The organism is Rhodococcus sp. 105337 (assembly GCF_012844225.1).
Lineage (GTDB): Bacteria > Actinomycetota > Actinomycetes > Mycobacteriales > Mycobacteriaceae > Rhodococcus.
On record NZ_JABAGQ010000001.1, the window covers coordinates 94,693 to 121,152 of the forward strand.

At 66.9% G+C, this 26,460-nt stretch carries 34 protein-coding genes and 4 tRNA genes; 12 read left to right on the forward strand and 26 right to left on the reverse strand.

The features are described 5' to 3' along the window. Window positions 1–6: 6 nt before the first annotated feature. The 14 genes from HF886_RS00400 to HF886_RS00465 form a co-directional block, all read right to left on the reverse strand. Window positions 7–1,116, reverse strand: coding sequence for an ABC transporter ATP-binding protein (locus HF886_RS00400; protein ID WP_169651567.1), 1,110 nt, complete (start codon window positions 1,114–1,116; stop codon window positions 7–9). Window positions 1,117–1,443: 327 nt separating this feature from the next. Continuing rightward, window positions 1,444–1,830 (reverse strand): 50S ribosomal protein L7/L12, encoded by a 387-nt coding sequence (rplL, locus tag HF886_RS00405; protein ID WP_169619495.1) that lies wholly within the window; start codon window positions 1,828–1,830, stop codon window positions 1,444–1,446. A gap of 111 nt (window positions 1,831–1,941) precedes the next feature. Next, window positions 1,942–2,469, reverse strand: a complete 528-nt coding sequence (gene rplJ, locus HF886_RS00410; protein ID WP_169619494.1) for a 50S ribosomal protein L10 — start codon at window positions 2,467–2,469, stop codon at window positions 1,942–1,944. 385 nt (window positions 2,470–2,854) lie between these two features. Then, a complete protein-coding gene (gene rplA, locus HF886_RS00415) occupies window positions 2,855–3,568 on the reverse strand; it encodes a 50S ribosomal protein L1 (protein WP_169619493.1) in 714 nt (237 codons plus the stop codon). Between the two features lie 124 nt (window positions 3,569–3,692). Further along, a complete protein-coding gene (gene rplK / locus HF886_RS00420) occupies window positions 3,693–4,127 on the reverse strand; it encodes a 50S ribosomal protein L11 (protein WP_169619492.1) in 435 nt (144 codons plus the stop codon). A gap of 63 nt (window positions 4,128–4,190) precedes the next feature. After that, entirely contained in the window at window positions 4,191–5,006 is an 816-nt protein-coding gene (gene nusG / locus HF886_RS00425; protein ID WP_169619491.1) for a transcription termination/antitermination protein NusG, read from the reverse strand. Between the two features lie 44 nt (window positions 5,007–5,050). After that, window positions 5,051–5,482: a preprotein translocase subunit SecE gene (secE, locus tag HF886_RS21315; protein ID WP_169619490.1), complete on the reverse strand. Its 432-nt coding sequence runs from the start codon at window positions 5,480–5,482 to the stop codon at window positions 5,051–5,053. 32 nt (window positions 5,483–5,514) lie between these two features. Next, window positions 5,515–5,587: transfer RNA gene (locus tag HF886_RS00435), tRNA-Trp, on the reverse strand. Between the two features lie 179 nt (window positions 5,588–5,766). Further along, window positions 5,767–6,192: a (3R)-hydroxyacyl-ACP dehydratase subunit HadB gene (gene hadB, locus HF886_RS20950; RefSeq protein ID WP_169619489.1), complete on the reverse strand. Its 426-nt coding sequence runs from the start codon at window positions 6,190–6,192 to the stop codon at window positions 5,767–5,769. Continuing rightward, window positions 6,179–6,751 (reverse strand): (3R)-hydroxyacyl-ACP dehydratase subunit HadA, encoded by a 573-nt coding sequence (gene hadA, locus HF886_RS20955; protein ID WP_169619488.1) that lies wholly within the window; start codon window positions 6,749–6,751, stop codon window positions 6,179–6,181. Before hadA ends, hadB begins: the two co-directional genes overlap by 14 nt. Window positions 6,752–6,839: 88 nt before the next feature. Further along, window positions 6,840–7,007, reverse strand: coding sequence for a 50S ribosomal protein L33 (gene rpmG / locus HF886_RS00450; protein ID WP_003941903.1), 168 nt, complete (start codon window positions 7,005–7,007; stop codon window positions 6,840–6,842). A gap of 57 nt (window positions 7,008–7,064) precedes the next feature. Continuing rightward, window positions 7,065–7,140: transfer RNA gene (locus tag HF886_RS00455), tRNA-Met, on the reverse strand. Between the two features lie 43 nt (window positions 7,141–7,183). Next, window positions 7,184–7,256, reverse strand: a tRNA-Thr gene (locus HF886_RS00460). A 247-nt stretch (window positions 7,257–7,503) separates the two neighbouring features. Then, window positions 7,504–7,589 (reverse strand) — tRNA-Tyr (locus HF886_RS00465). Window positions 7,590–7,735: 146 nt separating this feature from the next. Here HF886_RS00465 and HF886_RS00470 point away from each other — a divergent pair. Beyond that, window positions 7,736–8,227, forward strand: coding sequence for a YajQ family cyclic di-GMP-binding protein (locus tag HF886_RS00470; RefSeq protein WP_169619487.1), 492 nt, complete (start codon window positions 7,736–7,738; stop codon window positions 8,225–8,227). Window positions 8,228–8,343: 116 nt separating this feature from the next. On the opposite strand, the gene htpX is transcribed toward HF886_RS00470, so the two are convergent. Both htpX and HF886_RS00480 read right to left on the reverse strand, forming a co-directional pair. Continuing rightward, complete coding sequence (gene htpX / locus HF886_RS00475; RefSeq protein ID WP_296551253.1) at window positions 8,344–9,207, reverse strand: zinc metalloprotease HtpX; 864 nt, start codon at window positions 9,205–9,207, stop codon at window positions 8,344–8,346. Window positions 9,208–9,315: 108 nt separating this feature from the next. Then, on the reverse strand, window positions 9,316–10,362 hold the full coding sequence (locus tag HF886_RS00480) for a polyprenyl synthetase family protein (protein WP_169619485.1): 1,047 nt from the start codon (window positions 10,360–10,362) through the stop codon (window positions 9,316–9,318). A gap of 112 nt (window positions 10,363–10,474) precedes the next feature. Between HF886_RS00480 and HF886_RS00485 the strand changes: the two genes are divergently transcribed. Beyond that, the gene (locus HF886_RS00485) at window positions 10,475–11,746 is read left to right on the forward strand and encodes a geranylgeranyl reductase family protein (protein WP_169651257.1); all 1,272 of its coding nucleotides are present in this window, start codon (window positions 10,475–10,477) and stop codon (window positions 11,744–11,746) included. Between the two features lie 42 nt (window positions 11,747–11,788). Here the strand turns inward: HF886_RS00485 and HF886_RS00490 are convergent, their stop codons facing one another. From HF886_RS00490 to menD, 3 genes are read right to left on the reverse strand one after another with little or no spacing between them, the layout of a single operon-like run. Beyond that, entirely contained in the window at window positions 11,789–12,487 is a 699-nt protein-coding gene (locus HF886_RS00490) for a demethylmenaquinone methyltransferase (RefSeq protein ID WP_169619483.1), read from the reverse strand. 53 nt (window positions 12,488–12,540) lie between these two features. Beyond that, a complete protein-coding gene (locus tag HF886_RS00495) occupies window positions 12,541–12,993 on the reverse strand; it encodes a DUF3592 domain-containing protein (RefSeq protein WP_169651258.1) in 453 nt (150 codons plus the stop codon). After that, window positions 12,990–14,609 (reverse strand): 2-succinyl-5-enolpyruvyl-6-hydroxy-3-cyclohexene-1-carboxylic-acid synthase, encoded by a 1,620-nt coding sequence (gene menD, locus HF886_RS00500; RefSeq protein ID WP_169651259.1) that lies wholly within the window; start codon window positions 14,607–14,609, stop codon window positions 12,990–12,992. Before menD ends, HF886_RS00495 begins: the two co-directional genes overlap by 4 nt. Before the next feature lie 106 nt (window positions 14,610–14,715). On the opposite strand from menD, the gene HF886_RS00505 reads away from it, so the two are divergent. Both HF886_RS00505 and HF886_RS00510 read left to right on the forward strand, forming a co-directional pair. After that, entirely contained in the window at window positions 14,716–15,306 is a 591-nt protein-coding gene (locus HF886_RS00505; protein WP_169651260.1) for a flavin reductase family protein, read from the forward strand. Between the two features lie 72 nt (window positions 15,307–15,378). Then, complete coding sequence (locus HF886_RS00510; protein ID WP_169651261.1) at window positions 15,379–16,242, forward strand: siderophore-interacting protein; 864 nt, start codon at window positions 15,379–15,381, stop codon at window positions 16,240–16,242. Between the two features lie 105 nt (window positions 16,243–16,347). On the opposite strand, the gene HF886_RS00515 is transcribed toward HF886_RS00510, so the two are convergent. The 3 genes from HF886_RS00515 to HF886_RS00525 form a co-directional block, all read right to left on the reverse strand. Further along, entirely contained in the window at window positions 16,348–16,788 is a 441-nt protein-coding gene (locus HF886_RS00515) for a hypothetical protein (protein ID WP_169619619.1), read from the reverse strand. Between the two features lie 86 nt (window positions 16,789–16,874). Beyond that, window positions 16,875–17,858, reverse strand: a complete 984-nt coding sequence (locus tag HF886_RS00520) for an o-succinylbenzoate synthase (protein WP_169618854.1) — start codon at window positions 17,856–17,858, stop codon at window positions 16,875–16,877. Next, a complete protein-coding gene (locus HF886_RS00525; protein ID WP_169619475.1) occupies window positions 17,855–18,517 on the reverse strand; it encodes a PaaI family thioesterase in 663 nt (220 codons plus the stop codon). The genes HF886_RS00520 and HF886_RS00525 overlap by 4 nt, the downstream gene beginning before the upstream one ends. 63 nt (window positions 18,518–18,580) lie before the next feature. Between HF886_RS00525 and HF886_RS00530 the strand changes: the two genes are divergently transcribed. Continuing rightward, the gene (locus tag HF886_RS00530) at window positions 18,581–19,474 is read left to right on the forward strand and encodes a 1,4-dihydroxy-2-naphthoyl-CoA synthase (RefSeq protein ID WP_169619472.1); all 894 of its coding nucleotides are present in this window, start codon (window positions 18,581–18,583) and stop codon (window positions 19,472–19,474) included. Window positions 19,475–19,533: 59 nt separating this feature from the next. Next, entirely contained in the window at window positions 19,534–19,995 is a 462-nt protein-coding gene (locus HF886_RS00535; protein ID WP_169619470.1) for a nuclear transport factor 2 family protein, read from the forward strand. Window positions 19,996–20,067: 72 nt separating this feature from the next. Here HF886_RS00535 and HF886_RS00540 read toward each other — a convergent pair whose 3' ends face one another. Then, window positions 20,068–20,346, reverse strand: coding sequence for a DUF4193 domain-containing protein (locus HF886_RS00540; protein ID WP_169619468.1), 279 nt, complete (start codon window positions 20,344–20,346; stop codon window positions 20,068–20,070). 273 nt (window positions 20,347–20,619) lie between these two features. Between HF886_RS00540 and HF886_RS00545 the strand changes: the two genes are divergently transcribed. The 6 genes from HF886_RS00545 to HF886_RS00570 all read left to right on the forward strand — a co-directional run bounded on the left by HF886_RS00545 (window position 20,620) and on the right by HF886_RS00570 (window position 25,153). Further along, window positions 20,620–21,036 carry a VOC family protein gene (locus HF886_RS00545; RefSeq protein WP_169651262.1) on the forward strand — a complete coding sequence of 139 codons (417 nt, stop codon included), beginning with the start codon at window positions 20,620–20,622 and terminating at the stop codon, window positions 21,034–21,036. A gap of 119 nt (window positions 21,037–21,155) precedes the next feature. Further along, entirely contained in the window at window positions 21,156–22,337 is a 1,182-nt protein-coding gene (locus HF886_RS00550; RefSeq protein WP_169619464.1) for an inorganic phosphate transporter, read from the forward strand. Next, on the forward strand, window positions 22,334–22,597 hold the full coding sequence (locus HF886_RS00555; RefSeq protein ID WP_169619462.1) for a hypothetical protein: 264 nt from the start codon (window positions 22,334–22,336) through the stop codon (window positions 22,595–22,597). The genes HF886_RS00550 and HF886_RS00555 overlap by 4 nt, the downstream gene beginning before the upstream one ends. A gap of 161 nt (window positions 22,598–22,758) precedes the next feature. Continuing rightward, window positions 22,759–23,058: a DUF3349 domain-containing protein gene (locus tag HF886_RS00560; protein ID WP_169619460.1), complete on the forward strand. Its 300-nt coding sequence runs from the start codon at window positions 22,759–22,761 to the stop codon at window positions 23,056–23,058. A gap of 13 nt (window positions 23,059–23,071) precedes the next feature. Next, a complete protein-coding gene (gene menE / locus HF886_RS00565) occupies window positions 23,072–24,220 on the forward strand; it encodes an o-succinylbenzoate--CoA ligase (protein WP_169651263.1) in 1,149 nt (382 codons plus the stop codon). Between the two features lie 63 nt (window positions 24,221–24,283). Beyond that, window positions 24,284–25,153: a 1,4-dihydroxy-2-naphthoate polyprenyltransferase gene (locus tag HF886_RS00570; protein WP_169619456.1), complete on the forward strand. Its 870-nt coding sequence runs from the start codon at window positions 24,284–24,286 to the stop codon at window positions 25,151–25,153. Between the two features lie 44 nt (window positions 25,154–25,197). On the opposite strand, the gene HF886_RS00575 is transcribed toward HF886_RS00570, so the two are convergent. Genes HF886_RS00575 through HF886_RS00585 form a run of 3 tightly spaced genes read right to left on the reverse strand, consistent with a single transcriptional unit; the run spans window position 25,198 to window position 26,433 of the window. Beyond that, the gene (locus HF886_RS00575) at window positions 25,198–25,590 is read right to left on the reverse strand and encodes a phage holin family protein (protein WP_169619454.1); all 393 of its coding nucleotides are present in this window, start codon (window positions 25,588–25,590) and stop codon (window positions 25,198–25,200) included. A gap of 43 nt (window positions 25,591–25,633) precedes the next feature. Further along, window positions 25,634–26,212: a Clp protease N-terminal domain-containing protein gene (locus HF886_RS00580; RefSeq protein WP_346765265.1), complete on the reverse strand. Its 579-nt coding sequence runs from the start codon at window positions 26,210–26,212 to the stop codon at window positions 25,634–25,636. A 5-nt stretch (window positions 26,213–26,217) separates the two neighbouring features. Beyond that, window positions 26,218–26,433, reverse strand: coding sequence for an HTH domain-containing protein (locus HF886_RS00585; RefSeq protein WP_169651265.1), 216 nt, complete (start codon window positions 26,431–26,433; stop codon window positions 26,218–26,220). Between the last annotated feature and the right edge of the window lie 27 nt (window positions 26,434–26,460).

Genomic DNA, 26,460 nt, shown 5'->3' on the forward strand with positions numbered 1-26,460 from the left:
AATCTCCTACTTCTGGCCCTCCGGCTGACCGTGCTGCTCTGGGGAGTACACGGGAATTACCTGCGTGTCCGCATCGAGATCATCGTGGTATCCCGATGCCTGACCGTGCTGTCCCGGTGCGGCCATCGGCGTGTCGTCTTCGTCGAGCGATTCGAGGATCGCGCTCTGGGCGACGGACGGAAGCGTGTGCAGGATCTGCCGCACACGGTCCTTCCGGCGCGCGACGGCCTGACGGAACGGCATACCGGGAGTGGCTTTCATCTGCGGCACGATGCCTTCGACATCCTCGACACCGCCGGCGTGGTGACCTGCGTCGACGAGCGCCTGCTCGTGAGCCATCTGCGCCTCGTCCTTCTCCTCCGACATGCCGATCGGGCCGATCATCGTGCCGTTGAGGAACTGCTTGACCACCGGCTCGTCCGAGGTCAGCAGCACCTCACGCGGACCGAACATCACCAACTGGCGGCGGAACAGCATGCCGATGTTGTCGGGCACCGTGCGAGCGAGGTTGATGTTGTGCGACACGATGAGGATAGTCGCGTCGATCTCGGCATTGATGTCGATCAGAGTCTGCGAGATGTATGTGGTCCGGACCGGGTCGAGGCCGGAGTCCGGCTCGTCGACCAGGATGATCTCGGGGTCGAGCACCAGCGCACGGGCCAGGCCCGCGCGCTTGCGCATACCGCCGGAGATCTCACCGGGCAGTTTGTCTTCCGCGCCGAGCAGACCGACCAGTTCGAGCTTGCTCATCACGATCTTGCGAACGTCGGACTCGGACTTCTTGGTGTGCTCCCGCAGGGGGAAGGCAACGTTGTCGTACAGGTTCATCGAGCCGAACAGCGCGCCGTCCTGGAACAGCACGCCGAACAGTTTGCGGATCTCGTAGAGTTCCTTGCTCGAGCACTGCAGGATGTCGGTGCCATCGATGATGATCGAGCCCTGCTCCGGGCGCAGCAGGCCGATCAGCGACTTCAGGAATACCGATTTACCCGTACCGGAAGGTCCGAGCAGCACGCTCACCTCACCGGGAGGGAGGGTCAGAGTCACGTCCTGCCAGATTCGCTGCGAGCCGAAGGACTTGGTCAGTCCCTCGACGGACACCTCGACGCCCACGATTACCTCCGCGCTCTTCGATCCCGTTCCCGATGTGGGTTGCGCCACTCTATCGCATCGACGTGGTGCCCGTGACAAGTGACCCTACTCCAAAGTAAGTAAAGGAATCACCAAGGGCCAACATAGGTGAACTTATGCCCTGACCTGCGCCGATGCCGTCCCGCACCCGAAGTGTCCGGACGCAGGGGGCCGTTCGGGGTCGGCGACGGCCCCGCAAGCCCCGAAATACCGAAAAGACCGCCCCCACGGAACACATCCGTGGGGGCGGCCTTCGGAGTAACGCCGCACGAGAGGGACGGAGACCGTCCCGCCCGCGCAAGGGAAACCGTCTTACTTGACGGAAACCTTGGCGCCGGCATCCTCGAGCTTCGCCTTGGCAGCCTCTGCAGCGTCCTTGGCAACCTTCTCCAGGATCGGCTTCGGAGCACCCTCGACGAGGTCCTTGGCTTCCTTCAGGCCCAGGCCGGAGACGATCTCGCGAACGACCTTGATGACCTGGATCTTCTTCTCGCCGGCACCTTCGAGGATGACGTCGAACTCGTCCTGCTCTTCAGCAGCCTCGGCAGCAGCGGCCGGAGCGCCGGCAGCGGCAACGGCGACCGGAGCAGCAGCGGTGACCTCGAAGGTCTCCTCGAATGCCTTCACGAACTCCGAGAGCTCGAGCAGGGTCAGTTCCTTGAACGCGTCGAGCAGCTCTTCGGTGGTGAGCTTCGCCATGATGGCGGTCCTTCCTGTAAGTCCCATGTCGCTGATCCGCGACCGGATGGGATGGTGCACGCCGGAGCGTGCGTGGATTTGTTCAGCGATACGCGGTGATGCGGATCAGCGTCAGGCTGCCTCTTCGGCTTCCTTCTTCTCCTGCAGGGCGGCCGCAAGGCGAGCCACCTGCGAAGCGGGAGCATTGAACAGACTCGCGGCCTTTGCCAAGTTGCCCTTCATCGCGCCGGCGAGCTTGGCCAACAGCACCTCGCGGGACTCGAGGTCCGCGATCTGGTTGACCTGGTCCACGGACAGCATGCCGCCGTCCATGTACCCGCCCTTGATGACGAGTGCCTTGTTGTCCTTAGCGAAGGCCTTGAGAGCCTTCGCTGCGTCCACCGGCTCGCCCTTGACGAACGCGATGGCGGTCGGACCGACGAACAGATCGTCGAGACCCTCGACGCCCGCCTCTGCGGCGGCACGCTTGACCAGGGTGTTCTTGGCGACGGAGTAGGTAGCACCCTCTCCGAGAGCGCGACGCAGCTCAGTCAGACTTCCCACCGAAAGACCACGGTATTCCGTGATCACGGCGGCCGTCGAGCTCTTGAACTGCTCGGTGATCTCCGCAACTGCGGAAACCTTCTCGGGCTTTGCCATACTTCGCCTCCTCTCAGTAACAGTCGTTTTCCCGGTGTCCCGAATGGGACGTCCCACCGGGAACCGTCGGGCCGGGAACGACAAACGCCCCGGCGCAGGGCACACGGGGCGTGAGAGAGGGATCAGAACCGCACGGAGGCGATCGTTTCGCAACTCCCCTAACCTCGTCCTCCTGCGTGGGCCGCCGGATGAATCCGGACCTTCAACCGATGCTGCAAGCAACCTCGGTGACCAACGGTCTTTGGTAGAACATGATCGGGGTGGAGATCGGCACAATGCCGAACTACCCAGCTACTGTAGCGGAACACGCCGGTAGAACGCAAAACGGCCGGCACAGGGATCCTGTGCCGGCCGTTCGGAGTGCGTACTCGCGTGAACGAGCGATCTACTCTGCAGTCTCGAGAAGGTTACGCGTGCGCTGCGGATCCACCGGGATGCCCGGTCCGGTGGTCGTAGCGATCGTGATCTTCTTGATGTAGCGGCCCTTCGCGCTCGAGGGCTTCACACGGAGCACCTCGTCGAGGGCAGCCGCGTAGTTCTCGACCAGCTTGGTGTCGCCGAAGGATGCCTTACCGATCACGAAGTGAAGGTTGGCGTTCTTGTCGACGCGGAAGTTGATCTTGCCGCCCTTGATGTCCGTGACAGCCTTCGCGACGTCCGGCGTGACCGTGCCGGTCTTCGGGTTCGGCATGAGGCCACGCGGGCCGAGGACACGCGCGATACGACCGACCTTGGCCATCTGGTCCGGCGTCGCGATCGCGGCGTCGAAGTCCAGCCAGCCACCCTGAATCCGCTCGATCAGGTCCTCTGCACCGACGACGTCGGCGCCTGCGGCCTCTGCCTCGGCAGCCTTCTCGCCGACGGCGAAGACGATGACGCGAGCGGTCTTACCCGTGCCGTGGGGCAGGTTGACCGTGCCGCGGACCATCTGATCGGCCTTGCGGGGGTCGACGCCGAGGCGCATTGCGACCTCGACCGTGCTGTCGCTGTTCTTCGAGCCTGTCTCCTGCGCGAGCTTTGCGGCTGCGAGGGGGCTGTAGAGCTTGTCGGAATCGATCTTCTCGGCGGCGGCGAGGTATGCCTTGCTGCGCTTTGCCATGTTCTTTCCTAACTTCTCACCCTGCGGTGAATGGTTCGGGAGTGGTTGCGGACCTGGCCGGCCCTCCCACGTGGTGGTGCTGCAGCCGGACGGGAACGTGTCCCTTCCGACCGGTGAGGGATTCTCAGCCCTCGACCGTGATGCCCATCGAACGCGCGGTGCCGGCGATGATCTTCGCGGCGGCCTCGACGTCGTTGGCGTTCAGGTCTTCCTGCTTGGTCTTGGCGATCTCGCGCACCTGATCCATGGTCACCGTGGCGACCTTGGTCTTGTGCGGCTCGCCGGAGCCCTTCTGCACGCCCGCTGCCTTGAGCAGCAGCTTGGCAGCCGGAGGCGTCTTCAGCTTGAAGTCGAACGAGCGGTCTTCGTAGACCGTGATCTCGACCGGCACGACGTTGCCGCGCTGCGACTCGGTCGCTGCGTTGTACGCCTTGCAGAACTCCATGATGTTGACGCCGTGCTGACCCAGCGCGGGGCCGACCGGAGGCGCCGGATTGGCCGCGCCGGCCTGGATCTGGAGCTTGATGAGCCCGGCGATCTTCTTCTTCTTGGGGGGCATCTCTATTCCTAAGTTTCTTGCTCGGTGTGGTTCTTGCGTATTGCTACTGCAAGCTTTCGTGCGTCAGATCTTCGAAACCTGCGTGAAGGACAACTCCACGGGAGTCTCACGACCGAAGATCGACACCAGGACCTTGAGCTTCTGCTGCTCGGCATTTACTTCGCTGATGGACGCGGGCAGCGTAGCGAACGGACCGTCCATCACGGTCACGGACTCCCCGACCTCGAAGTCCACCTCGATGGTGGGCTTCGACGACGCGGCGGCCGACTGCTCGCCGGCGGCCGACGTTCCGGCCGCAGGCTTCTTCTTCGCCTGCTGCGGGAGGAGGAACTTCACGACCTCCTTGATCGTCAGCGGCGACGGACGGGAGGTCGCACCGACGAAGCCGGTCACGCCGGGCGTGTTGCGCACGGCGCCCCACGACTCGTCGTTCAGCTCCATGCGAACCAGGATGTAACCGGGCAGCACCTTGCGGTTGACCAGCTTGCGCTGCCCGTTCTTGATCTCGGTGACCTCTTCCGTGGGCACCTCGACCTGGAAGATGTACTCGCCCAGATCCAGGTTCTGCACGCGGGTCTCGAGGTTGGCCTTCACCTTGTTCTCGTAACCGGCGTACGAGTGGATCACATACCAGTCACCGGCTTCGAGGCGAAGCTGCTTCTCCAGAGCCTCGGCGGGATCGATCTCGACCTCGGCTTCGGGCTCGCCACCTTCTGCAGATGCGTCGGCATCCTCACCGGCAGGGGCAAGGTCATCGACGTTCTCGGGCGTCGCGTCGGCATCGACGGCCTCGGCGGTCGCCGCGTCGTCAACGAAAACCTCGTCCGAAACGTGCTCTTCGGCCGAAGCCTCGTAGGAGTCGTTCTCGGGGGTGCTCACCGGCACTTTTCCTCTCGTCGATCAAATTTGCAGGCGCGCGAGCGCTAGCCGAACAACCAGCTGACGCCCTGCACGAACGCCAGATCCAAGCCGAAGATGAACGCCGTCATCACAGCCACGAACACCACCACGACGATCGTGTAGGTGGTCAGCTGCTTGCGATTCGGCCAGATCACCTTGCGGAGCTCGGCGATGACCTCACGGAAGTAGCGACGCAGGCGCTTGAAGATGTTCTCGGGCTTCTTGTCCCCGGAGACGTCACCGGTCGCGACGGCAGACCTGGCACGGCGCGAACCTGCCGGATCGGAATCCTTGGCGACGGAAACTCGTCCACCATCGGACGAGCGGGCGACACGCTTGCCGCTCGGCCTCGCTACCGCAGAGGAATCGTCGGGGGTTGCGCCGGTTGCCGGTCCAGCGTCGCGGGGGGTGAACCCTCCGGTGTCGCTGAGGCGCTTACCGCGCTCCTCGCTCACATCGTTCCTCTCGGTCGCTGGCAGTCCGGGGGCAGGGGCGACAGGACTTGAACCTGCAACCTGCGGTTTTGGAGACCGCTGCTCTGCCAATTGAGCTACGCCCCTTTGGTCGATCATCGGTGTCTCGAACGAGCACCTTGTCGATCGACCCGTCTGCGATCACATGACACGCGCGCTACCCCATCGGCTTTGAACGAGCACCGAAGAGCAGCGCGCTGCGCTATACGATCCCAGAAGCTTTAGTGTACTGCATTGCCCCGGGACAAACCCAATCCGCCCGGCCGTCAGGCCAAGCGAACCGTTGCCGTGGCCCGGCCGAAGATCTTACGACCTTCCGACTTCGCCACGATCGCGACCACTGCTGTCTTGCTTTCCGGGTCCAACGACTTGATCTTGCCGTTGAACTCGATTGCGGCGGCCTCATCGGCCTCCACGTATACCGGGCTGGTGAAACGAACGTTGTATTCCTTCACCGCACCGGGGTCTCCCAGCCACTCCGTGACATAGCCGGCCCCGATGCCCATGGAGAGCATGCCGTGACCGACGACGCCGCGCAAGCCGGCAAGTTCGGCGACCTTGTCGCTCCAGTGAATCGGGTTGGGATCACCCGACACACCGGCATAGTTGACGAGATTTCCGCGCGTGAGCGTCACCGTCTTGGTGGGAAGCTCGTCCCCGACCACGACGTCTTCGAAGCTACGAAGGCTCATGCATCATCACATCCTTGACCGCGTGCGCGATGTTGGCGTCGACCTCGCCGCCGGTACGGCCCACCAATGTGGTCCACGAGGTCAGCACGAGATTGTCGAACTGATCCGTGATGAGGTTCTTCGTGGTGATGATGTCGCTGCCGGCTGCCTGACGGAATTCCTCCAGGTACACGTCACAGAACAGACGATCGCCTGCCTGGATCGGCCGGTGGAACACGAGACGTTGATCGGTCTGCATGATCTGACTCAGGTCGTAACCCGTGACGACTTCCTCGAACAGCTTGCGCTGCGCGATCATGCCGACGATCGAGATGAACGTGAGCGGAGCGATCAGGCCGTCGTATCCGAGGCCTTTGGCTGCGTCCTCGTCGTGGTGCGCGGGATGTCCGTCGAGCACCGCACGGGCGTACTCACGAATCTTCTCGCGGCCGACTTCGTAGAAGTCGTCCACACGGTAATGGTGTCCGACCATGGACTTCGCATGCGCGGCGACATCGAACTGGATCCCGGCCTGTTCGGTCACGTCCACAGAGTCTTCGGATACGAGTGCGTCTGTCATACGCAAAAACCTCCGCAATTCCGCCCAGGACGCCAACAGGCGCGGTCGGTATTGCGGAGACCTTACGCGTCGACGTCGATCAGATAGGCTACTTCGACTCGCGGTGCGACTGGTGCGTACCGCAGTTCGGGCAGAACTTCTTCAGTTCGAGCCGATCGGGGTCGTTGCGACGGTTCTTCTTGGTGATGTAGTTGCGGTGCTTGCACACCTCGCAGGCCAAGGTGATCTTCGGCCGGACGTCTGTAGAGGAGGCCACGGGATGCCTTCTTTCGGTTAAATCTGATCATGATCGATCAGGTGGTTCATTCAACTCTGGTAGCGATGGCCGGACTTGAACCGGCGACACAACGATTATGAGTCGTTTGCTCTACCAACTGAGCTACACCGCCTCGGTGTCATGTGCCGCGCGGAATCAAGGCACACAATCCAGCGAGCCCCCTGACGGAATCGAACCGTCGACCTTTTCCTTACCATGGAAACGCTCTGCCGACTGAGCTAAGGGGGCGCGGCCACGTGGAGCATCTCTGCTCGCTGCGGCCTCCAAAAGATTACACACACTCGCCGTCAGCACAAAATCAGCAGGTAGTGGCACCAAAAGCGACGCTCGAGCGTCGCGCAGGACCTGCCGGCCACCGCACGCTCCGGTCGGCCCGACAGGGTTGCCGACAGCTGCCGGACCGTGTGCCGCGGCACCCCCCGGGAAACTACCCCGGAGAACACGACAGCCCCGGTTCCGAAGAACCGGGGCTGTGTGGTGGCAGGTGTAGGATTCGAACCTACGTAGGCATAAGCCGACGGATTTACAGTCCGCTCCCATTGGCCGCTCGGGCAACCTGCCGGGTGCTCTCGGGACCGTGTCCCTGATGCGTTGGAAGAATACAACGCATACCCCCCCGAAATGCAAACCGGGTGGTTACGGGCGCCGATCGACCGGATAGCGTCGGCATGACAACCCCGTACAGACCGACCGAAGTGGAGACAGACGTGGCTGATTCGTCGTTCGATGTGGTGAGCAAGGTCGACCGTCAGGAAGTGGACAACGCCCTGAACCAGGCGGCGAAGGAGATCGCGAACCGCTTCGACTTCCGCAATACCGGCGCGAGCATCGAATGGTCCGGCGAAGAAAGCATCGTGATCACCGCCGACACCGAGGACCGCGTCAAGGCGGCGCTCGACGTGTTCAAGGAGAAGCTGATCCGGCGGGACCTGTCCCTCAAGTCGCTCGAGACCGGAGAACCGACCCAGTCGGGCAAGGTCTACAAGCTCACCGGCACTCTCGTCCAAGGCATCAGCCAGGAGAATGCGAAGAAGATCACGAAGCTCATCCGTGACGAAGGCCCCAAGGGCGTGAAGGCACAGATCCAGGGCGAAGAGCTGCGTGTGAGCAGCAAGAAGCGTGACGACCTTCAGGCCATCATCGCGCTGCTCAAGAACGCCGACCTCGACGTGGCGCTGCAGTTCGTCAACTACCGCTAGAGCGACGCGGCCACACCGACACCCGTCCCGCGCTTCCCTGCGCGGGCGGTGTCGCTCCCGCGGTTTCCGGGCCCTGAGGCCTCTGCGGGCACTTCCCCGGAACTACGCGGGGTCGCCTACCGCAGGCCGGCCATGCGCTCCAGCCGCGCGATGCGCTCCTCCATCGGCGGATGGGTGGAGAACAGCCTGCTCATCTTGTCGCCGGCCCGGAACGGATTGGCGATCATCAGGTGCGACTGAGCCGCGAGTTGCGGCTCCGGCGGCAACGGTGCGGCCTGGGTGCCGCGCTCGAGCTTGCGTAGCGCCGACGCCAGCGCCAGAGGATCGCCCGTCAGCTCGGCGCCGGACTGGTCTGCCTGGTACTCACGTGAGCGCGAGACCGCCAGCCTGACCACCGACGCGGCAATGGGGCCGAGCAACGAGACGAGCAACAGCGCGATCGGATTGGCGCCGCCCTCCCGGCCGCCACCGAACGCGCCCGCGAAGAACGCGAAGTTGGCAAGGCCGGAGATGACTGCGGCCATGGCGCCGGCGACGGACGAGATCAGGATGTCGCGGTTGTAGACGTGCGACAACTCGTGACCGAGGACCGCGCGTAGTTCGCGCTCGTCGAGAATGTCGAGGATCCCGCTGGTGCAGCACACCGCGGCATTACGTGGATTCCTGCCGGTGGCGAACGCGTTGGGCGCGTTGGTGGGACTGACATACAACCGCGGCATCGGTTGATGCGCCGCCGTCGCCAGCTCACGCACGATGCGGTAGATCACCGGTGCCTGGACCTCGGTGATCGGCTGCGCGTGCATCGACCGCAACGCGAGCTTGTCGCTGTTGAAGTACGCGTACCCGTTCACACCGACCGCCAGCACCACCGAGATCACCAGGATCGTCGAGTTCTGGAACAAGGCGCCGACGAAGACGATCAGCGCCGACATTCCCACCAGTAACCCGGCCGTCTTGAGACGGTTCGCATACCCGTGCACGTCACGCTCCTCCCCCACCCCGCGTCTGTGGTTCGCACGGTGGTGGTCCATTCGCCCGATCAACGAACGGCAGAGCTTCCCGGTTCCCCCGGGACAGGTCGGAGGAGGTCAGCCCACCCGGGCGATCGTGAAGTCGACGAGGTGCCGCAGCGCCTCGTTGGCGGGACCCTGAGGCAGCGCCTCGAGCTCGGCGTGCGCCCGCCGCGCATACGTGTCGAGGGTGTGCTTGGCCGCCTCCATGCCGGGCGACCGGACGAGAAGTTCGAGGGCCTCCTCGACGTGTGCCTCGTCGTCGATCGGGCCGACGAGCAGCTCCCGCAACCGGTCCGCGTCGGGTCCGGTCTCGCGCAGCGCGTAGAGCACCGGCAACGTGTGTACGCCCTCACGAAGATCGGTTCCGGGTGTCTTGCCCGATTCGGACGTGACCGACGCGATGTCGATGATGTCGTCGACGATCTGGAAGGCGGTACCGACGGCGTCGCCGAGCCTCTCGAGCCGTGCGACGTGTTCTTCGTCGCCCCCGGAGAAGGTGCCGCCGAATCGGCCGCTCGCCGCGATCAGCGAACCGGTCTTCTCCCACACCACCCGCAGGTAGTGCTCGACCGGGTCCTGCTGCTCACGGGCACCGATGGTTTCGCGCATCTGCCCGGTGACGAGTTCGGCGAACGTCTCGGCGATGATCTGCACCGCGGACGGGCCGAGTGTGGACACCAGCCGGGACGCGTGGGCGAACAGGTAGTCGCCGGCGAGGATGGCGACGCTGTTGTTCCAGCGCACGTTCGCGCTCGGAGCGCCCCGCCGCATCGTCGCCTCGTCCATCACGTCGTCGTGGTAGAGGGTCGCGAGGTGGACGAGTTCGACCACCGTCGCTGCCGTCACGACCGACGGATCGGCGGGGTTGGGGCCGAGTTGCGCGGTCAGGATCGTGAACAGCGGCCGGAATCGCTTGCCGCCCGCCTTCGCGAGGTGCAGTGCCGCCTCCGTCAGGAAGTCTTCACCGTCCGACAACTCCTGGACGAGCAGTGCCTCGACGCTCGCGAGTCCGTCGCGCACGCTGGTCGCGAGACCCGGGTCGCCGAGTTCCACACCAGCAACGACGGTGCTCGATACCGCGTCGGCCGGACCGGCGGTCCGAGCCGCCCCCTCAGTGCTCACGATGACGTACCCATCCTCTTCTGTCGCCTCGGCCTCACGGTAGTGAACCTAGCCGCTCCACCACCACACCACCTCGTCGAGGCGAGAAAGTCGTGCCTGAGAGGATGGACACGTGGTGGGCGAAAACTCCGCGACAGAGCCGCGGCAATCCCGGTCCTGCGTTCCCGACAGTACCGATGTTCTCGTCGTCGGTGCCGGTCCCGCCGGTTCGTCGGCTGCGGCATGGGCAGCCCGCGCCGGGCACGACGTGCTGTTGGTCGACGCCGCGAGGTTCCCGCGAGACAAGACCTGCGGCGACGGGCTCACCCCGCGCGCGGTCGCGGAACTGGACCGTCTCGGCCTGGGCGACTGGTTGCGCACCCACACCGTCAACCGCGGCTTGCGCCTGGAAGGGTTCGGCGGCCGGTTCGAGTTGCCGTGGCCGGACTCCTCGTTCCCCTCGATGGGTAGCGCCGTGCCCCGCACCGAGTTGGACGACCGGATCCGCCGGGTCGCCCTCGACTCCGGTGCCCGGATGGTCGAAGGTGCCAAGGCCGTCGACGTCGAGCGTGACGGCGACCGGGTGACCTCCGTTCTCCTCCGCACCGAGGACGGTCCGCGCACCGTGTCGTGCCGGCGGCTCGTCGTCGCCGACGGCGTGCGCTCGCCGCTCGGCAAGGTCCTCGGGCGCCGCTGGCACCGCGACACCGCGTACGGCGTGGCCGCGCGCGCCTATGCGACATCGACCCGGAGCGACGATCCGTGGATCACCTCGCACCTCGAGTTGCGTGACGATGCGGGAACCCTGCAACCGGGTTACGGCTGGGTGTTCCCACTCGGAACCGGCGAGGTCAACATCGGCGTGGGCACGCTCGCCACGGCCGCGCGCCCCGCACAGGGATCGTTGCGGCCGTTGATCGACCTGTACGCGGACAAGCGTCGTGCGGAGTGGGGACTGGGCCCCGTGACCAGGGTCGCGTCGGCCCTACTTCCCATGGGTGGTGCGGTGTCCGGAGTGGCCGGCGTCAACTGGGCGCTCGTCGGCGACGCAGCCGCCTGCGTCAATCCCCTCAACGGAGAAGGCATCGACTACGGACTCGAGGGCGGGCGCCTGCTCGCAGAGATCCTCGACCGGGACGATCTGACAGGCGAGTGGCCCGCATTGCTGCGCGCGCACTACGGAGCCGCGTTCTCGACCGCACGAAGGCTCGCCGGGCTGCTCACCGTGCCGAAGTTCCTGCCGACGACCGGACCGGTCGCGATGCGATCACGGGCGATGATGAATGTCGCGGTGCGTGTGATGGGAAATCTGGTGACCGACGAGGACACCGATGTCGTGGCACGGGCGTGGCGGGCGAGCGGACGTGCGTCCATGCGCTGGGACCGCCGGCCGTTGTTCGCCTGACACACCGCGCTGTACCGATCCAGCGCACCGCGCTGTGCCGACCTAGCGCACCGCGCTGTGCAGCGCCGCGATCCCGCCCGTCAGATTCCGCCACTTCACGTCGCGCCAGCCTGCCTCTCCGATACGCACGGCGAGTTGTTCCTGCGTCGGCCATGCCCGGATCGACTCGGCCAGGTACACGTACGCGTCGGGGTTGCTGCTCACGGCGCGCGCGACCCGCGGAAGCGCACGCATCAGGTATTCCATGTAGACCGTGCGCAGCGGTTCCCGCACGGGAGTGGAGAATTCGCACACCACCAACCGCCCGCCGGGCTTGACGACCCGCGCGATCTCGCGGAGGCCGGCATCGGGATCGGCGACGTTGCGCAGGCCGAAGGAAATCGTCGCGGCGTCGAAGACGGCGTCGGCGAACGGCAACCGCATCGCGTCGCCCGCGACCATGGGTACCTGGCGGAACGCACCGGCGTTCAGCATGCCGGTGGAGAAGTCGGTGGCCACCACCCACGCTCCGGAGCGGCCGAGTTCGACCGTCGAGACGCCGGTGCCGGCCGCGAGATCGAGAACCCGCTCGCCGGGCTTCAGGTCCAGCGCGGCACGCGTCGCACGGCGCCATCCGCGGTCCTGGCCGAACGACAGAACGGTATTGGTCAGGTCGTAGCGCGCCGCGACACCGTCGAACATGGACGCGACCTCGCGCGGATCCTTGTCGAGGGACGCGCGCGATCCGTGAGTTTTTGCCACGGCCGAAACGTTACCCGGCGACGGGCCCGCGAACCCTGAGGAGGACCTCGTCGTCAGGACATCGCGCGTGCCGCGCCCTCGGCCACGGAGGGATCGGTGTCCGCGGCCTCACGGCGCCGCAGGTAGACGAGGACCGGCACCGCGATCAGCCACGTGACCACAATCACCGAACCGGTGGGGATCAGTGCCACCCGGGCATCGCGTCCGGTGACCCTCACCAGGTCGGGATCACTGCGCGCGTACTCGACGGCGATGCGCTGGCCGGTGGCAAGACCCGTCGGGTACAGCACGCCGAGTTCGGGGTTGTGTGTGACGCCGTCGGGCGTGACGAAAGCGACCGCGGACCGGAGCGACCCGGCCGACAACACCTCGGCGGTTGCGGTGCCCATGTCGCTCTCGATGGTCCGGTCGTTGCGCAGAGCACCGAGAAACAGGGCGACCGCCAATGCGGACAGCGCGATGGCGACGATGAGGACGATGCGTCGCGCGCGTTCGGTTCCGGTCACAGCTGAGCCCGCACCGCCGCATGGAGTTCACGCAGTCCCGCCCGGTCGGTGGTCACCTCGACGACCCGGATCCCCCCGGACGGCGGAGCGGTGTCGGCGAGGGCGGCCGCCAGGCCCTGCAGGTCCACACTCTCGTGCGGAACGCGGTACGCGGCGCACAACGCCCCGAGGTCCATTCCGTGCGGCGTGCCGAAGACTCGCTCGAAGACGCCTGCATACTGCGGGTCGCCCTGTTCGAGCAGTTCGAAGATGCCGCCGCCGTCGTCGTTCGCGACGACGATCGTGAGGTTGCGCGGGCGCGGCTCCGAAGGTCCGATGAGCAGTCCGGCCGCGTCGTGCAGGAACGTGAGGTCGCCGAGCAGCGCGACGGTGCGGCCGGCGGTATAGGCGAGCGCGGCGCCGACCGCCGTCGAGACCGTCCCGTCGATACCGGCGACGCCCCGGTTGGACAACACACTCACGCCGGGTTTCGGGTAACTGACCAGCGCCGCGTCGCGCACGGGGTTGGAAGCCCCGAGCAGCAACTGGTCTCCGTCGCGCATCGCGTCGGTGACGACTGCGGCGACGTGCAGTCCGGTGGCTTTCGGGTGGGAATCCAACTGCGCACGCACGGCTTTGTCGGTGTGCGCGGAAAGCTGCCGGCCCCGCTCGAGCCATGCCTCGTCCGGCTGTCCGGAGATCACCGCGCGGGTGCCGGTCGCGAGAACGTTGCCGGACACATCGGGCCAGCGCGGACCGGTGGTGAGGGCGTAGACCGCCACCGCCGGGTCTGCCAGCAGGTTCGACACGGGACGGTGCAGGGTCGGCCGGCCCGTGATGATTGCCTGCCGCGGCTTCAGATGTGGCAGCGCCATCGGGTGCAGCGGTACGCCGTGCAGCGGCGCGGTCGGTTCGGCGACGGTGGGCAGGCCCGCGAGTTCGGGCCGCAGCGCGGAGCCGTGCCCGGAGATGACGACCGTGTCCGGCGTGAGGTCGATCTCGACCGGTACGTCCAGTGTCGCGTTGGCGGTGGTGGTCCACGCTGCCCCGTCCGGACGACCTTCGGGGGCGGATCCCTTCTGGTCCGCCGCGGGAACGAGGGGTTCACGCAGCGGAATGTCGAAGTGCACGGGACCGGCGTTCCCCGACCGGGTGCCGCGCGCTGCCGCCAGCACACGGCTGACCGCCGATCGCCACGCGCTGTTCTGGTCGGCGCTCTCCGCCAATCCCAGGCTGATGGTCGCGCGGACCTGCGTACCGAACAGGCCGAGTTGCTCGACGGTCTGGTTCGCACCCGATCCGAGCAGTTCGTAGGGGCGATTGGCGCTCAGAACGACGAGCGGCACGCGCGCATAGTTCGCCTCGAGGACCGCCGGGGCAAGGTTCGCCACCGCTGTCCCGGATGTCATCACCACGGGCACGGGCCGCTTCGACGACAGGGCCAGGCCGATCGCGAGAAAGCCGGCGGTCCGTTCGTCGATGCGCATGTGCAGACGAAGCCGCCCGGCAGCATCTGCCGCCTGCAACGCGAACGCGAGCGGGGCATTGCGCGAGCCCGGGCACAGCACGACATCCCGCACCCCACCTCGAGCGAGTTCGTCGACGACTGCGGTGGCCTGGGCTGTGGACGGGTTCACGACGTCCAGGGTAGTGCGGGGCGGCAGGTGCCCGGGTTCTCCCCCGCGCCGCGCCGGGTTGCGGCAGGGCAGCGATCCGCCGCCCGGCAACCACCACAATGGGGGGATGCGCACCGTCTTCGATCCCGCCGATCTGAGTCCCGGACGTTTCTACGGGCTGCTCACCGCCACGATCGTGCCCCGTCCCATCGCGTGGGTCTCGACCGTGTCGGGCGACGGGGTCGCCAACGTGGCTCCCTACAGCTTCTTCACGGTCGCGAGCACGGCGCCACCGGTCGTGCAGTTCACGTCGGTGGGCCGCAAGGACAGTCTTCGCAACATCGAGGAGACGGGCGAATTCGTGGTGAACGTCGCGACGGTTCCGCTGATGGAGCAGGTCAACGCCTCCTCTGCGAATTTTCCGCACGAGGTCGACGAGTTCACGGAAGTCGGGCTGCAGGCGGAGCCGAGCGAGCGGGTGCGCCCTCCCCGCGTCGCGCAATCGCCCGCGTCGATCGAGTGCACGTTGCGCCGGGTGATCGAGGTGGGCGATTCGTTCGTGGTCATGGGCGATGTGGTCGCGGTGACGGTTCGGCGCGACGTGCTGGCCGAAGACGGAGCGCCGGACTTCGCGGCGCTCGCGCCCGCGAGCAGGCTGGGACGCACCGAGTGGGGATTGACGCCGCAGGTTCGGTCCCTCGAGCGCCCTACCTGCTGAGCCCTGCGTCACCGGACACCGCCCCCGCAGGTTAGGGTCGGCTCAGTAGGGGGCGGCTCCGGAAGGGTGGTCATGGCCGAACGCACCAGGGCAGCGCGCAAGGCGCCGAAGTTCGTCAAACCCGCGACACGCGAGATCGTGCGCGCTCGCGTGCTCGCCACCGCACGGATCAGTCCGACGTTCGTCCGCGTCACCATCGGCGGCGATGCGGTGTCGACCATCGGTCCGATGGGCTTCGACCACTGGTTCCGGATGTTCTTTCCCGTCCCCGGCCGGCGCGGATTCACGCTGCCCTCGGCGACGGACGACCGGTGGTGGCCCGAATACCAGGTGATCCCGGACGACGAGCGGCCCGTGCTGCGGAACTACACCTTCCGCCGGTTCCGCGCGGCCGGCGCCGGATCGTACGGCGACACGGCGGAAATCGACATCGACTTCGCGTCGCACGGAGACCTCGGACCGGCGTCGGCGTGGGCGAACACCGTCTCGGCCGGTGAAGAAATCGGTGTGCTCGACGAAGGAATCGGCTACGTCCCCGACGCGAGCGCGCACTGGCAGTTGCTCGTGGCCGACGAGAGCGCTCTGCCGGCGGTCGCGGGCATCCTCGAGTCCGTCCTCTCGGCTGATCCGGCGGCGGTCGCGGAAGTGTTCGTGGAGGTTCCACATCCGGAGGATCTCGCGGCGCAGCACCTGGCGACCGGCCCGAACGTGAGGGTCCATCCCCTCATCCGCACCGACAGAGCGGCGCGTCCGGGGGTTCTCGCCGTCGAAGCGGTGCGAGCCGCGACCCTCCCGTCGGCACGCGGTTGTGCGTTCGTCGCCGGTGAATCCGATCTCGCGACCGGGGTGCGACGTCACCTCGTGCGCGAGCGCGGCTGGGACAGGTCGGCAGTGACGTTCACGGGTTATTGGAAGTACGGCGAGCCCGTCTACTGAGGTCTCCCTCGGGAGAACCCTGCGACGAAAGCAGAACGTCGCGGTGCCGACCGGCCGGAGCCGGTGGTCACCGCGACGTTCGTCGGATCGATCCGCAGTATCGGATCAGCCCGCGTGCTTCTGGACGAGGTCGCCCAGACGGGGCAGAGCCTCGATGACGTGCTTCTTGGCCGACGGACGCAGCGAGTCGTAGACCCTCTTCACAGCGGTCTTGTCCGAGCCGGCAATCTTGTCGTCGGTCACTCCGAGCAGCGCGTCCGCGACCGCGTCACCGCGAGCAACGAGGAAGTCGGCGAACGAACCGGCACCGGCGTACTCGATCCAGAACGGCTGGAGCCGCTCGACGAAGTCGGGGAGCAGGCTCTCGATCGCGCCGGGCACGACCGACGGTCCGACCTTCTTCACTGCGGCGTAGCCGCCCTTGAGGGCGAGGCCCGATGCACCCTTCTTGTCCGACACCTCGGCATCGATCAGAGCTTCGACGTCGGCCTTGACCGCCGGGAACTTGTCGGGTCCGAGCAGAGCATCGTGCAGAGCTGCAACCACTTTCACTGCCTCCGTAAATGTGACACTTGTGACTGTTGGGACTGGGGGAACGATATACGACTCTGTAGCAGGTACATACTCGGCGTTCAGCCCAACAGGGCGCGGCACCGTCGCAGCCGGTCGAACCACCACTGGGCACGGTCCGGTGCGGCCCGAACCGCGTCGAGCATCCCGGCTTCCGGGACCACCGCTCCGACCGGAAGCACGCCGCCGGACATGCGTCGCGCGGTCGCGACGTCAGCGGTGAAGAAGCCACCGGTACCGAGTCCGCACGCGAACGGCAGCTGCGGCAACGCGCCCGCCGCGGCGAGTCCGGCGCTCATTCCGACAGCGGAATCGAGCGCGCTCGAGACGACCACCTCGACGCCGTGAGCTGCGAGTTCGTCGGCCAGGGCCAGCAGCCTGCGCACCCCGCCGAGCGGAGCAACCTTGACGACCGCGACATCGGCGCCACCGGCACGCACGACGCGCATCGGGTCCTCGGCTCTGCGGATGCTCTCGTCCGCCGCGACACGCACGTCGGGCAACCGCTTCCGGACGGCGACCAGTTCGGGCACGGTCGCGCAGGGCTGTTCCGCGTATTCGAGCGGCGCATCGACGGTGAGCGCGGTCAGCGCGGTGACGGCCTCGTCGACCGTCCAGCCGCCGTTGGCGTCCACGCGAACGCGCGGCACCAGTTCACGGACCGCCCGGACCCGAGCAAGATCCTGCGCGAGATCCTGGCCCGGTTCGGCGACTTTCACCTTCGCCGTGTCGGCGCCGGGGAACCGCGCGAGCACCTCGGGAACGCGGTCCGGATCGACGGCCGGCACTGTCGCGTTGACCGGGACCACGGACCGGACCGCCGGAGGATGACCGACCCATGCGGATTCGATCGCCGAACGGAGCCAGTGCGCGGCCTCGTCGTCTTCGTATTCCGGGAACGCCCCGAACTCACCCCAGCCGACGGGTCCGCGCACCAGCAGCACCTCACGCCGGGTGATGCCCCGGAAGCGGACCCGCATGGGCAGCGACACGACGACGGCGCTCGCGAGGAGCTCGTCGGCGGACGGCAGGGCCGGATCGATCACTGCTGGCCGGGCAGAAGCTGGATCATCAGGGCCTCGGAATCGGCGAGGAGATTGCCGTCGAGGTCGCGCAGCTCGGCCTTGCAGAATGCCTTTCGGCCCTCTACCCGGTCGACCCATCCGTCGACCACGAGTTCCGTCTCGATCGGCGTGATCTTGCGGTAGTTGACGTGGAGATATCCGGTGCGTGCGATGGGCCGTCCGTTGGCGTGGATGACCATGCCGAACAGGTCGTCGAACAGCAGCGGCAGCGTCCCGCCGTGGGCGGCACCGTTTCCTCCGAGGTGAAAACGGCGGAACATGCCGCGCTCGCGGACGCCGTCCTCGCCGAACTTCTCGATCTTCCACGGCAGCAGCAGGGCACTGCCGCGGCCGGGAAGCTCGACGTTGAAGCCGGCCGGTGACCGCCCCTCGGGAACCTCGTAGGGCTCGAGGAGGTCGATGAGCGCTTCGGTCTGTGCGATCGCCCGGTCGATCACGTCGTCCGGGGCGTGGGTCGAGACCATGAGGTCCTGCAGGCGCCGGAACGTGTCGATGAAGGTGCCGTAGTTCGGGCCCGCCTTCACCGGCTCGTAGACGGGGAAACCTCCGTGGTGCTCGTAGTCGTCGGCTACGTCGTTGCCGTCGACCTCTTCGGTACCTGCGCCGGTCTGCTCGCTCATGTGATGCACGTTATCCGGCCCACGGTCGCGTCGTACGACGGCCCGGGGCTCTAAGGTGACGACGTGACCTTCGATTCCCAGTTGTGGCGCCCGGTTCCCGGGTTCGAGAACCTCACCGACATCACCTACCACCGTCATGTCACGCAGGGCACGGTCCGTGTCGCGTTCGACAGGCCGGAGGTGCGCAACGCCTTCCGGCCGCACACCGTCGACGAGCTCTACCGCGCACTCGATCACGCGCGGATGACGTCGGATGTGGGCGTCGTGCTGCTGACCGGCAACGGCCCGAGCCCCAAGGACGGTGGATGGGCGTTCTGCTCCGGCGGGGACCAGCGCATCCGTGGGCGCAGCGGATACCAGTACGCGAGCGGCGACACCGCGGACACGGTGGACAAGGCCCGCGCGGGCCGGCTCCACATCCTCGAGGTGCAGCGCCTGATCCGGTTCATGCCCAAGGTCGTGATCGCGCTCGTCAACGGCTGGGCCGCGGGCGGTGGCCACAGCCTGCACGTGACGTGCGACCTGACCCTGGCATCGCGCGAGCACGCCCGCTTCAAGCAGACGGACGCCGACGTCGGCAGCTTCGACGGCGGCTACGGCAGCGCGTATCTCGCGAAGATGGTGGGACAGAAGTTCGCCCGCGAGATCTTCTTCCTCGGCGACACCTACTCCGCCGACGACATGCATCACATGGGCGCGGTGAACCGGGTCGTCGCGCACGACGAACTCGAAAACGTCGCGCTGGAATGGGCCGAGAAGATCAACGGCAAGTCGCCGCAGGCACAGCGCATGCTCAAGTACGCGTTCAACCTCTCCGACGACGGCCTGGTCGGCCAGCAACTGTTCGCGGGGGAGGCCACCCGCCTGGCGTACATGACGGACGAGGCCGTCGAAGGCCGGGACAGCTTCCTCGAGAAGCGGGACCCGGACTGGTCCCCGTACCCCTGGTACTACTAGATCACTCGGGCGCGGCGCAGTGCTTGCCGGGCATCCAGCGGAACGGCGATACTGTCCGAGTGGAGTCCAGGGAGCACACGGAGCTCATCGAGATGGTCCGCGCCTGGGACGAATCGATGGTCGACAACGACAGCCAGGCGATCGGCAGCTTCATGACCGACGACTGGATCATCGTCGGGCCTGACGGCAGCATCGACGGCCGCGAGCGGTTCCTGGAGCTCATAGCCTCGGGCGATCTGACGCACGACACAATGACCACTGAGGATCCCATCATCCGTGTCCTCGGGGACAGCGCGATCGTCGTGGCTCGGGGCGTCTCTGCCGGGGCGTACCGAGGCCGGCCGTTCCGCGAGCACGAGCGCTCCTCCAGCGTCTTCGTCCGCCGCGATGGGCGATGGGCGTGCGCCCTGACTCACCTGTCGAGCATCGCGCCGGAACCCTCGAGAACGACGCCGACTGAGCTCGCCCTTCGGCGAAAGCGGTTCCGAGCGGGAAGCCGCAAGGACGGCCGGACCAGGTAGCAAGACGCGAGGCGGGCACTCCCTGTTCGGGAAGTGCCCGCCTCGCGTTCGTTGCCGGGGAGCGTTACGCGGTCAAGCGCAATCGCGGCAGTACTCGCCGGAGCCGGAAGCCTTCCGGCTGTAGTGCTGGACGAGGAAGCAGCTCATGCAGGTGAACTCGTCGGACTGCTTGGGCAGGACGCGGACGGTCAGTTCCTCGCCCGACAGGTCGGCTCCGGGCAGATCCAGCGACTCGAGGATCTCGGCCTCGTCCGCGTCGGCCTTCTGGGTCGGCGTCAGCGCAAGTTCGTCCAGAGCAGTTTCGGCACCGAGGACGTCGGTGGTGCGGGGGGCGTCGTAATCGGTCTTCATGGCTGTTCTCCTGGGGTCGTCCCGGTAACGGTCGTGGCGTGCGGCTTGCTCTGCCGAGCCGTGTAGGCACTGCGCTGCACCTGCCGGACATGATGTCCCGTTTGTCGGTTCGCCAAACACGCCCCCCGCGTTACCGCCGAAAGGTGTGCCGTCGGGCACACTCCGGGCCGCGGCCGACAGTTGGTCCCGGCGGGCCGGCCGTACGATCGGCGGAGGCGGTCGCGCACGATCCCGATCGGCGAAGACGAAGCACCATCACCGGAAGGCCTCGACGTGGAGATACTGAGCAGTCGCACGATCCTGCGGCCTCGCGACTACGAGGCGGCGCTGGAGTTCTACGGCGGGAAACTCCGTCTCGCGATCGCGCGGGAGTACCCCGCCGGCACTGTCTACTTCGCCGGTCAGTCGCTGATCGAGATCGCCGCCCACGGACGCGGAGATGCGGACCAGACGTTCCAGGGTGCGCTGTGGCTCCAGGTCCGCGACGTGTACGAGTGCGAGGCCGAACTCGCCCTCGCCGGGGTGCCGATCGTGCGTGAAGCGCGGCAGGAGCCGTGGGGCCTGCACGAGTTGTGGGTCGCGGATCCGGACGGAGTCCCCATCGTGCTCGTGCAGATCCCTGACGATCATCCGCTCCGGCGCGACAGCCGGACCCCCTCAACCGGCCGGTCAAACCCCTCCGGCAAGTGATCTTCACCACACCGGGGAACCGGCGGCGCCGCTCCCTGCACGTGGAGGCTTGCAGGGTGTCCGCGTTCACCTGAGCGTCGCTGTACTTTCCCCTGTCCGCTACCCCAGAATGGGAAGACGTGACCGCAGAGTTCGTTGTCCTACTGGTAGTGGTCGTCACTGCCCTCGCATTCGATTTCACGAACGGCTTCCACGACACCGGCAACGCAATGGCCACGTCCATCGCCACCGGAGCGTTGAAGCCGAAGGCGGCCGTCGCACTGTCGGCGGTCCTCAATCTGATCGGTGCGTTCCTCTCCGTCGAAGTCGCGGCCACCGTCGCCAAAGGCGTCGTCGACCTCGGTACCGTCGGCGGTGAGGACCTTCTGCTGATCGTCTTCGCCGGCCTTGTCGGCGGCATCCTGTGGAACATCGCGACGTGGCTGTTCGGCCTTCCGTCCAGTTCCTCGCACGCCCTGTTCGGCGGCCTGGTGGGTGCGGCGCTCGCCTCCATCGGCGTCAACGGCGTGGTGTGGGACGGCGTTCTCGGCAAGGTGCTCCTGCCCGCTCTGCTCGCTCCCGTCATCGCAGCCCTCGTCGCCACCGTCGGCACGTGGTCGATGCGCCGCCTGACCCGCGACATCTCCGAAGAGCGTCGCGACCGCGGATTCCGGCTGGGTCAGATCGGCACCGCGTCGCTCCTCTCGCTGGCGCACGGCACCAACGACGCCCAGAAGACGATGGGCGTGATCTTCCTGGCCCTCGTCGCTCACGGCAGCATCACCGCGGACACCGAGATGCCGTTCTGGGTGAAGTTCGCCTGCGCGGTCGCCATCGCACTGGGCACCTACCTCGGCGGCTGGCGCATCATCCGGACCCTCGGCAAGGGCCTCGTCGAGATCGCGCCGACCCAGGGACTTGCCGCGGAGTCGTCGTCTGCGGCAATCATTCTGACCTCGAGCCACTTCGGGCTTCCACTGTCCACCACGCACGTCGCGACCGGCTCGATCCTCGGCACCGGACTCGGCACCAAGGGCGCCGAAGTGCGCTGGGGTGTCGCCGGCCGCATGGTCGTCGCATGGCTGATCACGCTTCCGAGCGCCGCGCTCGTCGGTGCACTGTGCTGGGCGCTCGCACACATGATCGGGGGCCTGGGAGGCGTCCTGTTCGTCTTCACCCTCCTGTGCGGACTGTCGCTCTTCATGTGGCTGCGGTCGCGCAAGGAGCCGGTCGATGCCTCCAACGTGACGGCAGAATGGGACGGGTCGCTGGTCCCCGCCGCAACCACCCCTGAACCCGTCGTCCAGGAAGGCCGCCCGTGAATCTGCTGACCCACACCTTGGATTCCCTGTGGCAGGTCGTGCTCGTCGGCTTGTTCCTCGGAGCCGGTCTGCCCTCGCTCTTCGCACTCGGCGTCCGCTCCCTGCACGCGGGTCGTTCGTCGAGCGAGAGCGCACTGCAGCCCCTCGGCGTCGCCGGAGCGGTCGTGTGTTTCGCTGTCGTCGCCATCGCGGTACTCTGCGGAATCCTGCTCCTGACCGCAGACTTCTTGTCGGGCACCTTCGGTATCCACGTTTTCTGACATCGCGTTTTCCCGACATCGCGTTTTCCGACACCGAGTTTCCGACATCGCGTTCCCGCATCGCAGGTTTCGGCTGGAAGGAGTGCAGTGACCTCGAACCCGGTCCTCACACATCGTGTCCGGTCCCGTGTGCTGTGCGGCCGCGTGCCGAGCAGGTCCAGATGATTCTTCCGCCGATCCTCACCTCCATCGTGGAGTGGCTCCGTGCGGGCTACCCGGACGGGGTTCCCGAGCAGGACTACGTGCCGCTTTTCGCGCTGCTGTCCCGCCGGCTGTCCGAGGAAGAGGTCGATCAGGTGGCCGGCAGGCTCGTCGACGACGGGGATCTCCCGATCGACAAGACGGACATCGCCGTTCTCATCACCAAGATCACGAACGAGATGCCGTCCGACCGCGACATCGATCGGGTGCACCGGCACCTGGGCACCGGCAACTGGGACCGGACGGACCACGACCTGTGACCGCCTCCCGCGCATGACCGCCCTGCTGACCACGCTCGCCGTCCCCTCGGGGGATGCCGTCCGCGCTCTTGTCCCGACTCTGCAACGGCTTCTCGACGGAAGCGCTCCCCCGCTGCTGCCGGTTCCCGCCGGAGACGCACGCGAGACCCGGCGGCTCACCGACGCGCTCCGGCCCGGCGATCCGATCGACGAGCGGATCGGTCTCGTGGTGGCCACGTCGGGCACGACGGGAGTGCCGAAGGGCGCTCAACTCACCGCGGCCGCATTGCGTGCGAGCGGCGAGGCGACCTACGACCGCCTCGGTGGTCCCGGCTCGTGGTTGCTGGCCCTACCCGCGCATCACATCGCGGGCATGCAGGTACTGCTCCGCAGCGTGCTGTCGGAAACCGAGCCGTCCGTCGTCGACGTCTCGCACGGGTTCGATCCGGGGCGGCTTCCCGAGGCGGTCGCGGCGATGTCCGGTCCGCGGCGCTACACCTCACTCGTTCCGACCCAGCTGATCAAGGCTCTCGACCATCCCGGTGCGCGGGCAGCCCTCGCGGAACTCGACTCGATCCTGCTCGGCGGCGCCGCCGCCCCCGCCTCGGTGCTGCGGCGTGCAGCCGACGCCGGACTGAAGGTCGTGCGGACGTACGGGATGAGTGAGACGTGCGGCGGCTGCGTGTACGACGGTGTCGCTCTCCCCGGCGTGCGGGTGCGTGTCGGTGAGGATTCGCGGGTCTGGCTCGGCGGCGCGACCCTCGCGTCCGGCTATCGCGGGCTGCCCGACCATCCCGCCTTCGCGGAGGCGGGATGGTTCCGGACGGACGACGCGGGAGTGCTCGACGGCGGAGTGCTCCGGGTGCTCGGCCGGCTCGACGAGGCCATCTCGACCGGTGGGCTCACCGTCGTGCCGCAGGTCGTCGAAGCCGTGCTGACCGAACATCCTTCGGTGCGGGAGGTTGCGGTCATCGGTCTCCCCGACGAGCGGCTCGGACAGCGGGTGACCGCGATCGTCGTCGCCGCGGACGGTGCGGTTCCCACCCTGGACGCACTGCGCGCACACACCGCGGCGTCACTCGACATCACCGCGGCGCCGCGGGAACTGCACGTCGTCGAGTCGCTGCCCGTGCGGGGTCCGGGCAAGGTCGATCGTCGCGCGCTCGTCGCCCGGTTTTCGTAGCGCCCTTCGCAGCCGCGCGACGGGGCGTGAGAACCGGCGTCGCGAAGGTGCGAAGATCGAAGCATGGCAACCGCTGGTCACTGGATCGAAGGCGCACGTCCGCGCACACTCCCCAACGCGATCGCTCCCGTCCTTGCAGGCACGGGGGCGGCCGCAGCGCTCGGTGAGGCGGTGTGGTGGAAGGCCCTCCTCGCGCTCGTCGTGGCACTCGCATTCGTGATCGGCGTCAACTTCGCGAACGACTACTCCGACGGTGTGCGCGGGACGGACGACGACCGTGTCGGCCCGGTGCGACTCGTCGGGTCGGGGCTCGTCGCCCCCGCGCTGGTCAAACGTGCGGCGTTCGTCTGCTTCGGAATCGGCGCGGTAGCCGGCATCGCACTGGCGCTGACGAGTGCATGGTGGCTGATCGTCGTCGGGGCGCTGTGCATCGCGGGCGCGTGGTTCTACACCGGCGGCCGCACCCCGTACGGCTACAACGGTCTCGGCGAAGTTGCCGTGTTCGTGTTCTTCGGTCTCGTTGCGGTGCTGGGTACGCAATTCGTGCAGGCGGGCCGCGTCGACTGGGCAGGACTCGCGTGCGCGGTGGCCGTCGGATCGTTCTCGAGCGCCGTCCTGGTGTCGAACAATCTCCGCGACATCCCGACCGATACCGTCACCGGAAAACGCACCCTCGCGGTCCGTCTGGGCGACCGCCGGACCCGAATCCTGCACCTCGTTCTCGTCACGGTGCCGTTCGTGTTGTCGGTGGCGCTCGTCGCGGCGACGCCGTGGGCGGCGGCCGGGTTGCTCGCGGCCCCGTTCGCCGTGCGCGCGAACGCGCCGGTCCGGTCCGGAGCCTCGGGGCTCGCTCTCGTTCCGGCACTGCGCGACTCGGGGCTGGCGATGCTGGTGTGGGCGGCCGCGACAGGTCTGGCACTGGCCTTCGGCTGAGTCGTCGTTCCGGGCGGCAGAACTGCCGCCCGGAACGGGCACCGTCAGTCGCGGTCGGGTACGGCCAGGCCGAGAACGAAGTTGACGAGCGAGATGATGATCGCGCCCCAGAAGGCGGACCAGAATCCGGCGATGGTCAGTCCGTAGTCGGTGAATCCGCTGAGCCATGCGGTCAGCCAGAGCATCAGCGCGTTGACGACGAGGGTGAACAGCCCGAGGGTCAGGATGACCAAGGGCAGCGACAGCATCTTCACGATCGGCTTGACCAGTGCGTTCACCGCGGTGAAGATCACCGCGAGCACGACCAGCGTGATGATCGTCCCGAGGTCGGTCTGGGACGCGCCTCCGGGTTCCGTGACACTGATGCCGGACACCAATTGAGCGGCAAGCCACAGGCCGATGGCGTTGATGATCAACCGCAGTACAAGTGAAATCATGCAGTCACTGTGGCACATCGCCTGCCACGGAGTCGCAGAGGTTTCAGGCGGCCTCGTCGAGGTGCTCGACGAGGCGTCGTCGCAGTTCGTCGCGGTGTACGTGCGCCTCGACCAGCGCGGTGGCCGACGGGTCGCCGCACCGGAGCACACCGAGCAGGAGGTGTTCGGCACGAATGACCCGTTCGTGCCGGGCGATCGCCTCTCGGAGAGACAGTTCGAGCACCTTCTTGGCCCCCCTGTCGAATGGGATGTGGCCGAACCGCCCCCACAGATTCCCGCGTCCTGCATCGCCCGTTCCAGAAGGATCGCGGTCGAGAACACCTTCGCCGAACGTCTCCTCGAGCCGCGATTTCACCGCGTCCAGGTCGATGCCGATCGCGTCGAGTGCGGCAGCGTCGTCGGCACCGAGCGCATCGCCGGGTGCCTGTGCGGCGCAGTCGTCGCGGAGACCGTCGACCGTGAGATCCGCGTCGGCGAGCAGGTCGCGCAGAGGCTCGTCCGCGCTGACGAGGACTCCGAGCAGCAGGTGCGACGGGTGAATCCGTTGAGCCTCGAGTCGTTTCGCCTCGGATTGCGCGGCGACCACCGCGGACCGGGCACTGTCTGCGAACTTTTCGAACACGACGATCACCTGCGCTTCCGGTTGTGCTTCTGGTGGACGGCCTGTCTGCTCACTTCGAGTTCGTCGGCGATGGCCTGCCAGGACCAGCCCTGATTCCTCGCGTTCTCCACCTGGACCGTCTCGAGTCGCTCGAGCAGTCGCCGGAGCGCGCGGACCGCGCGAAGGCCCACTGCCGGGTCGGGGCTCGCGGCAGATGCCGCCAGGTCGGTGGTGTCGGTCATACTGTCAATGTAGGTTGACAACTGTGG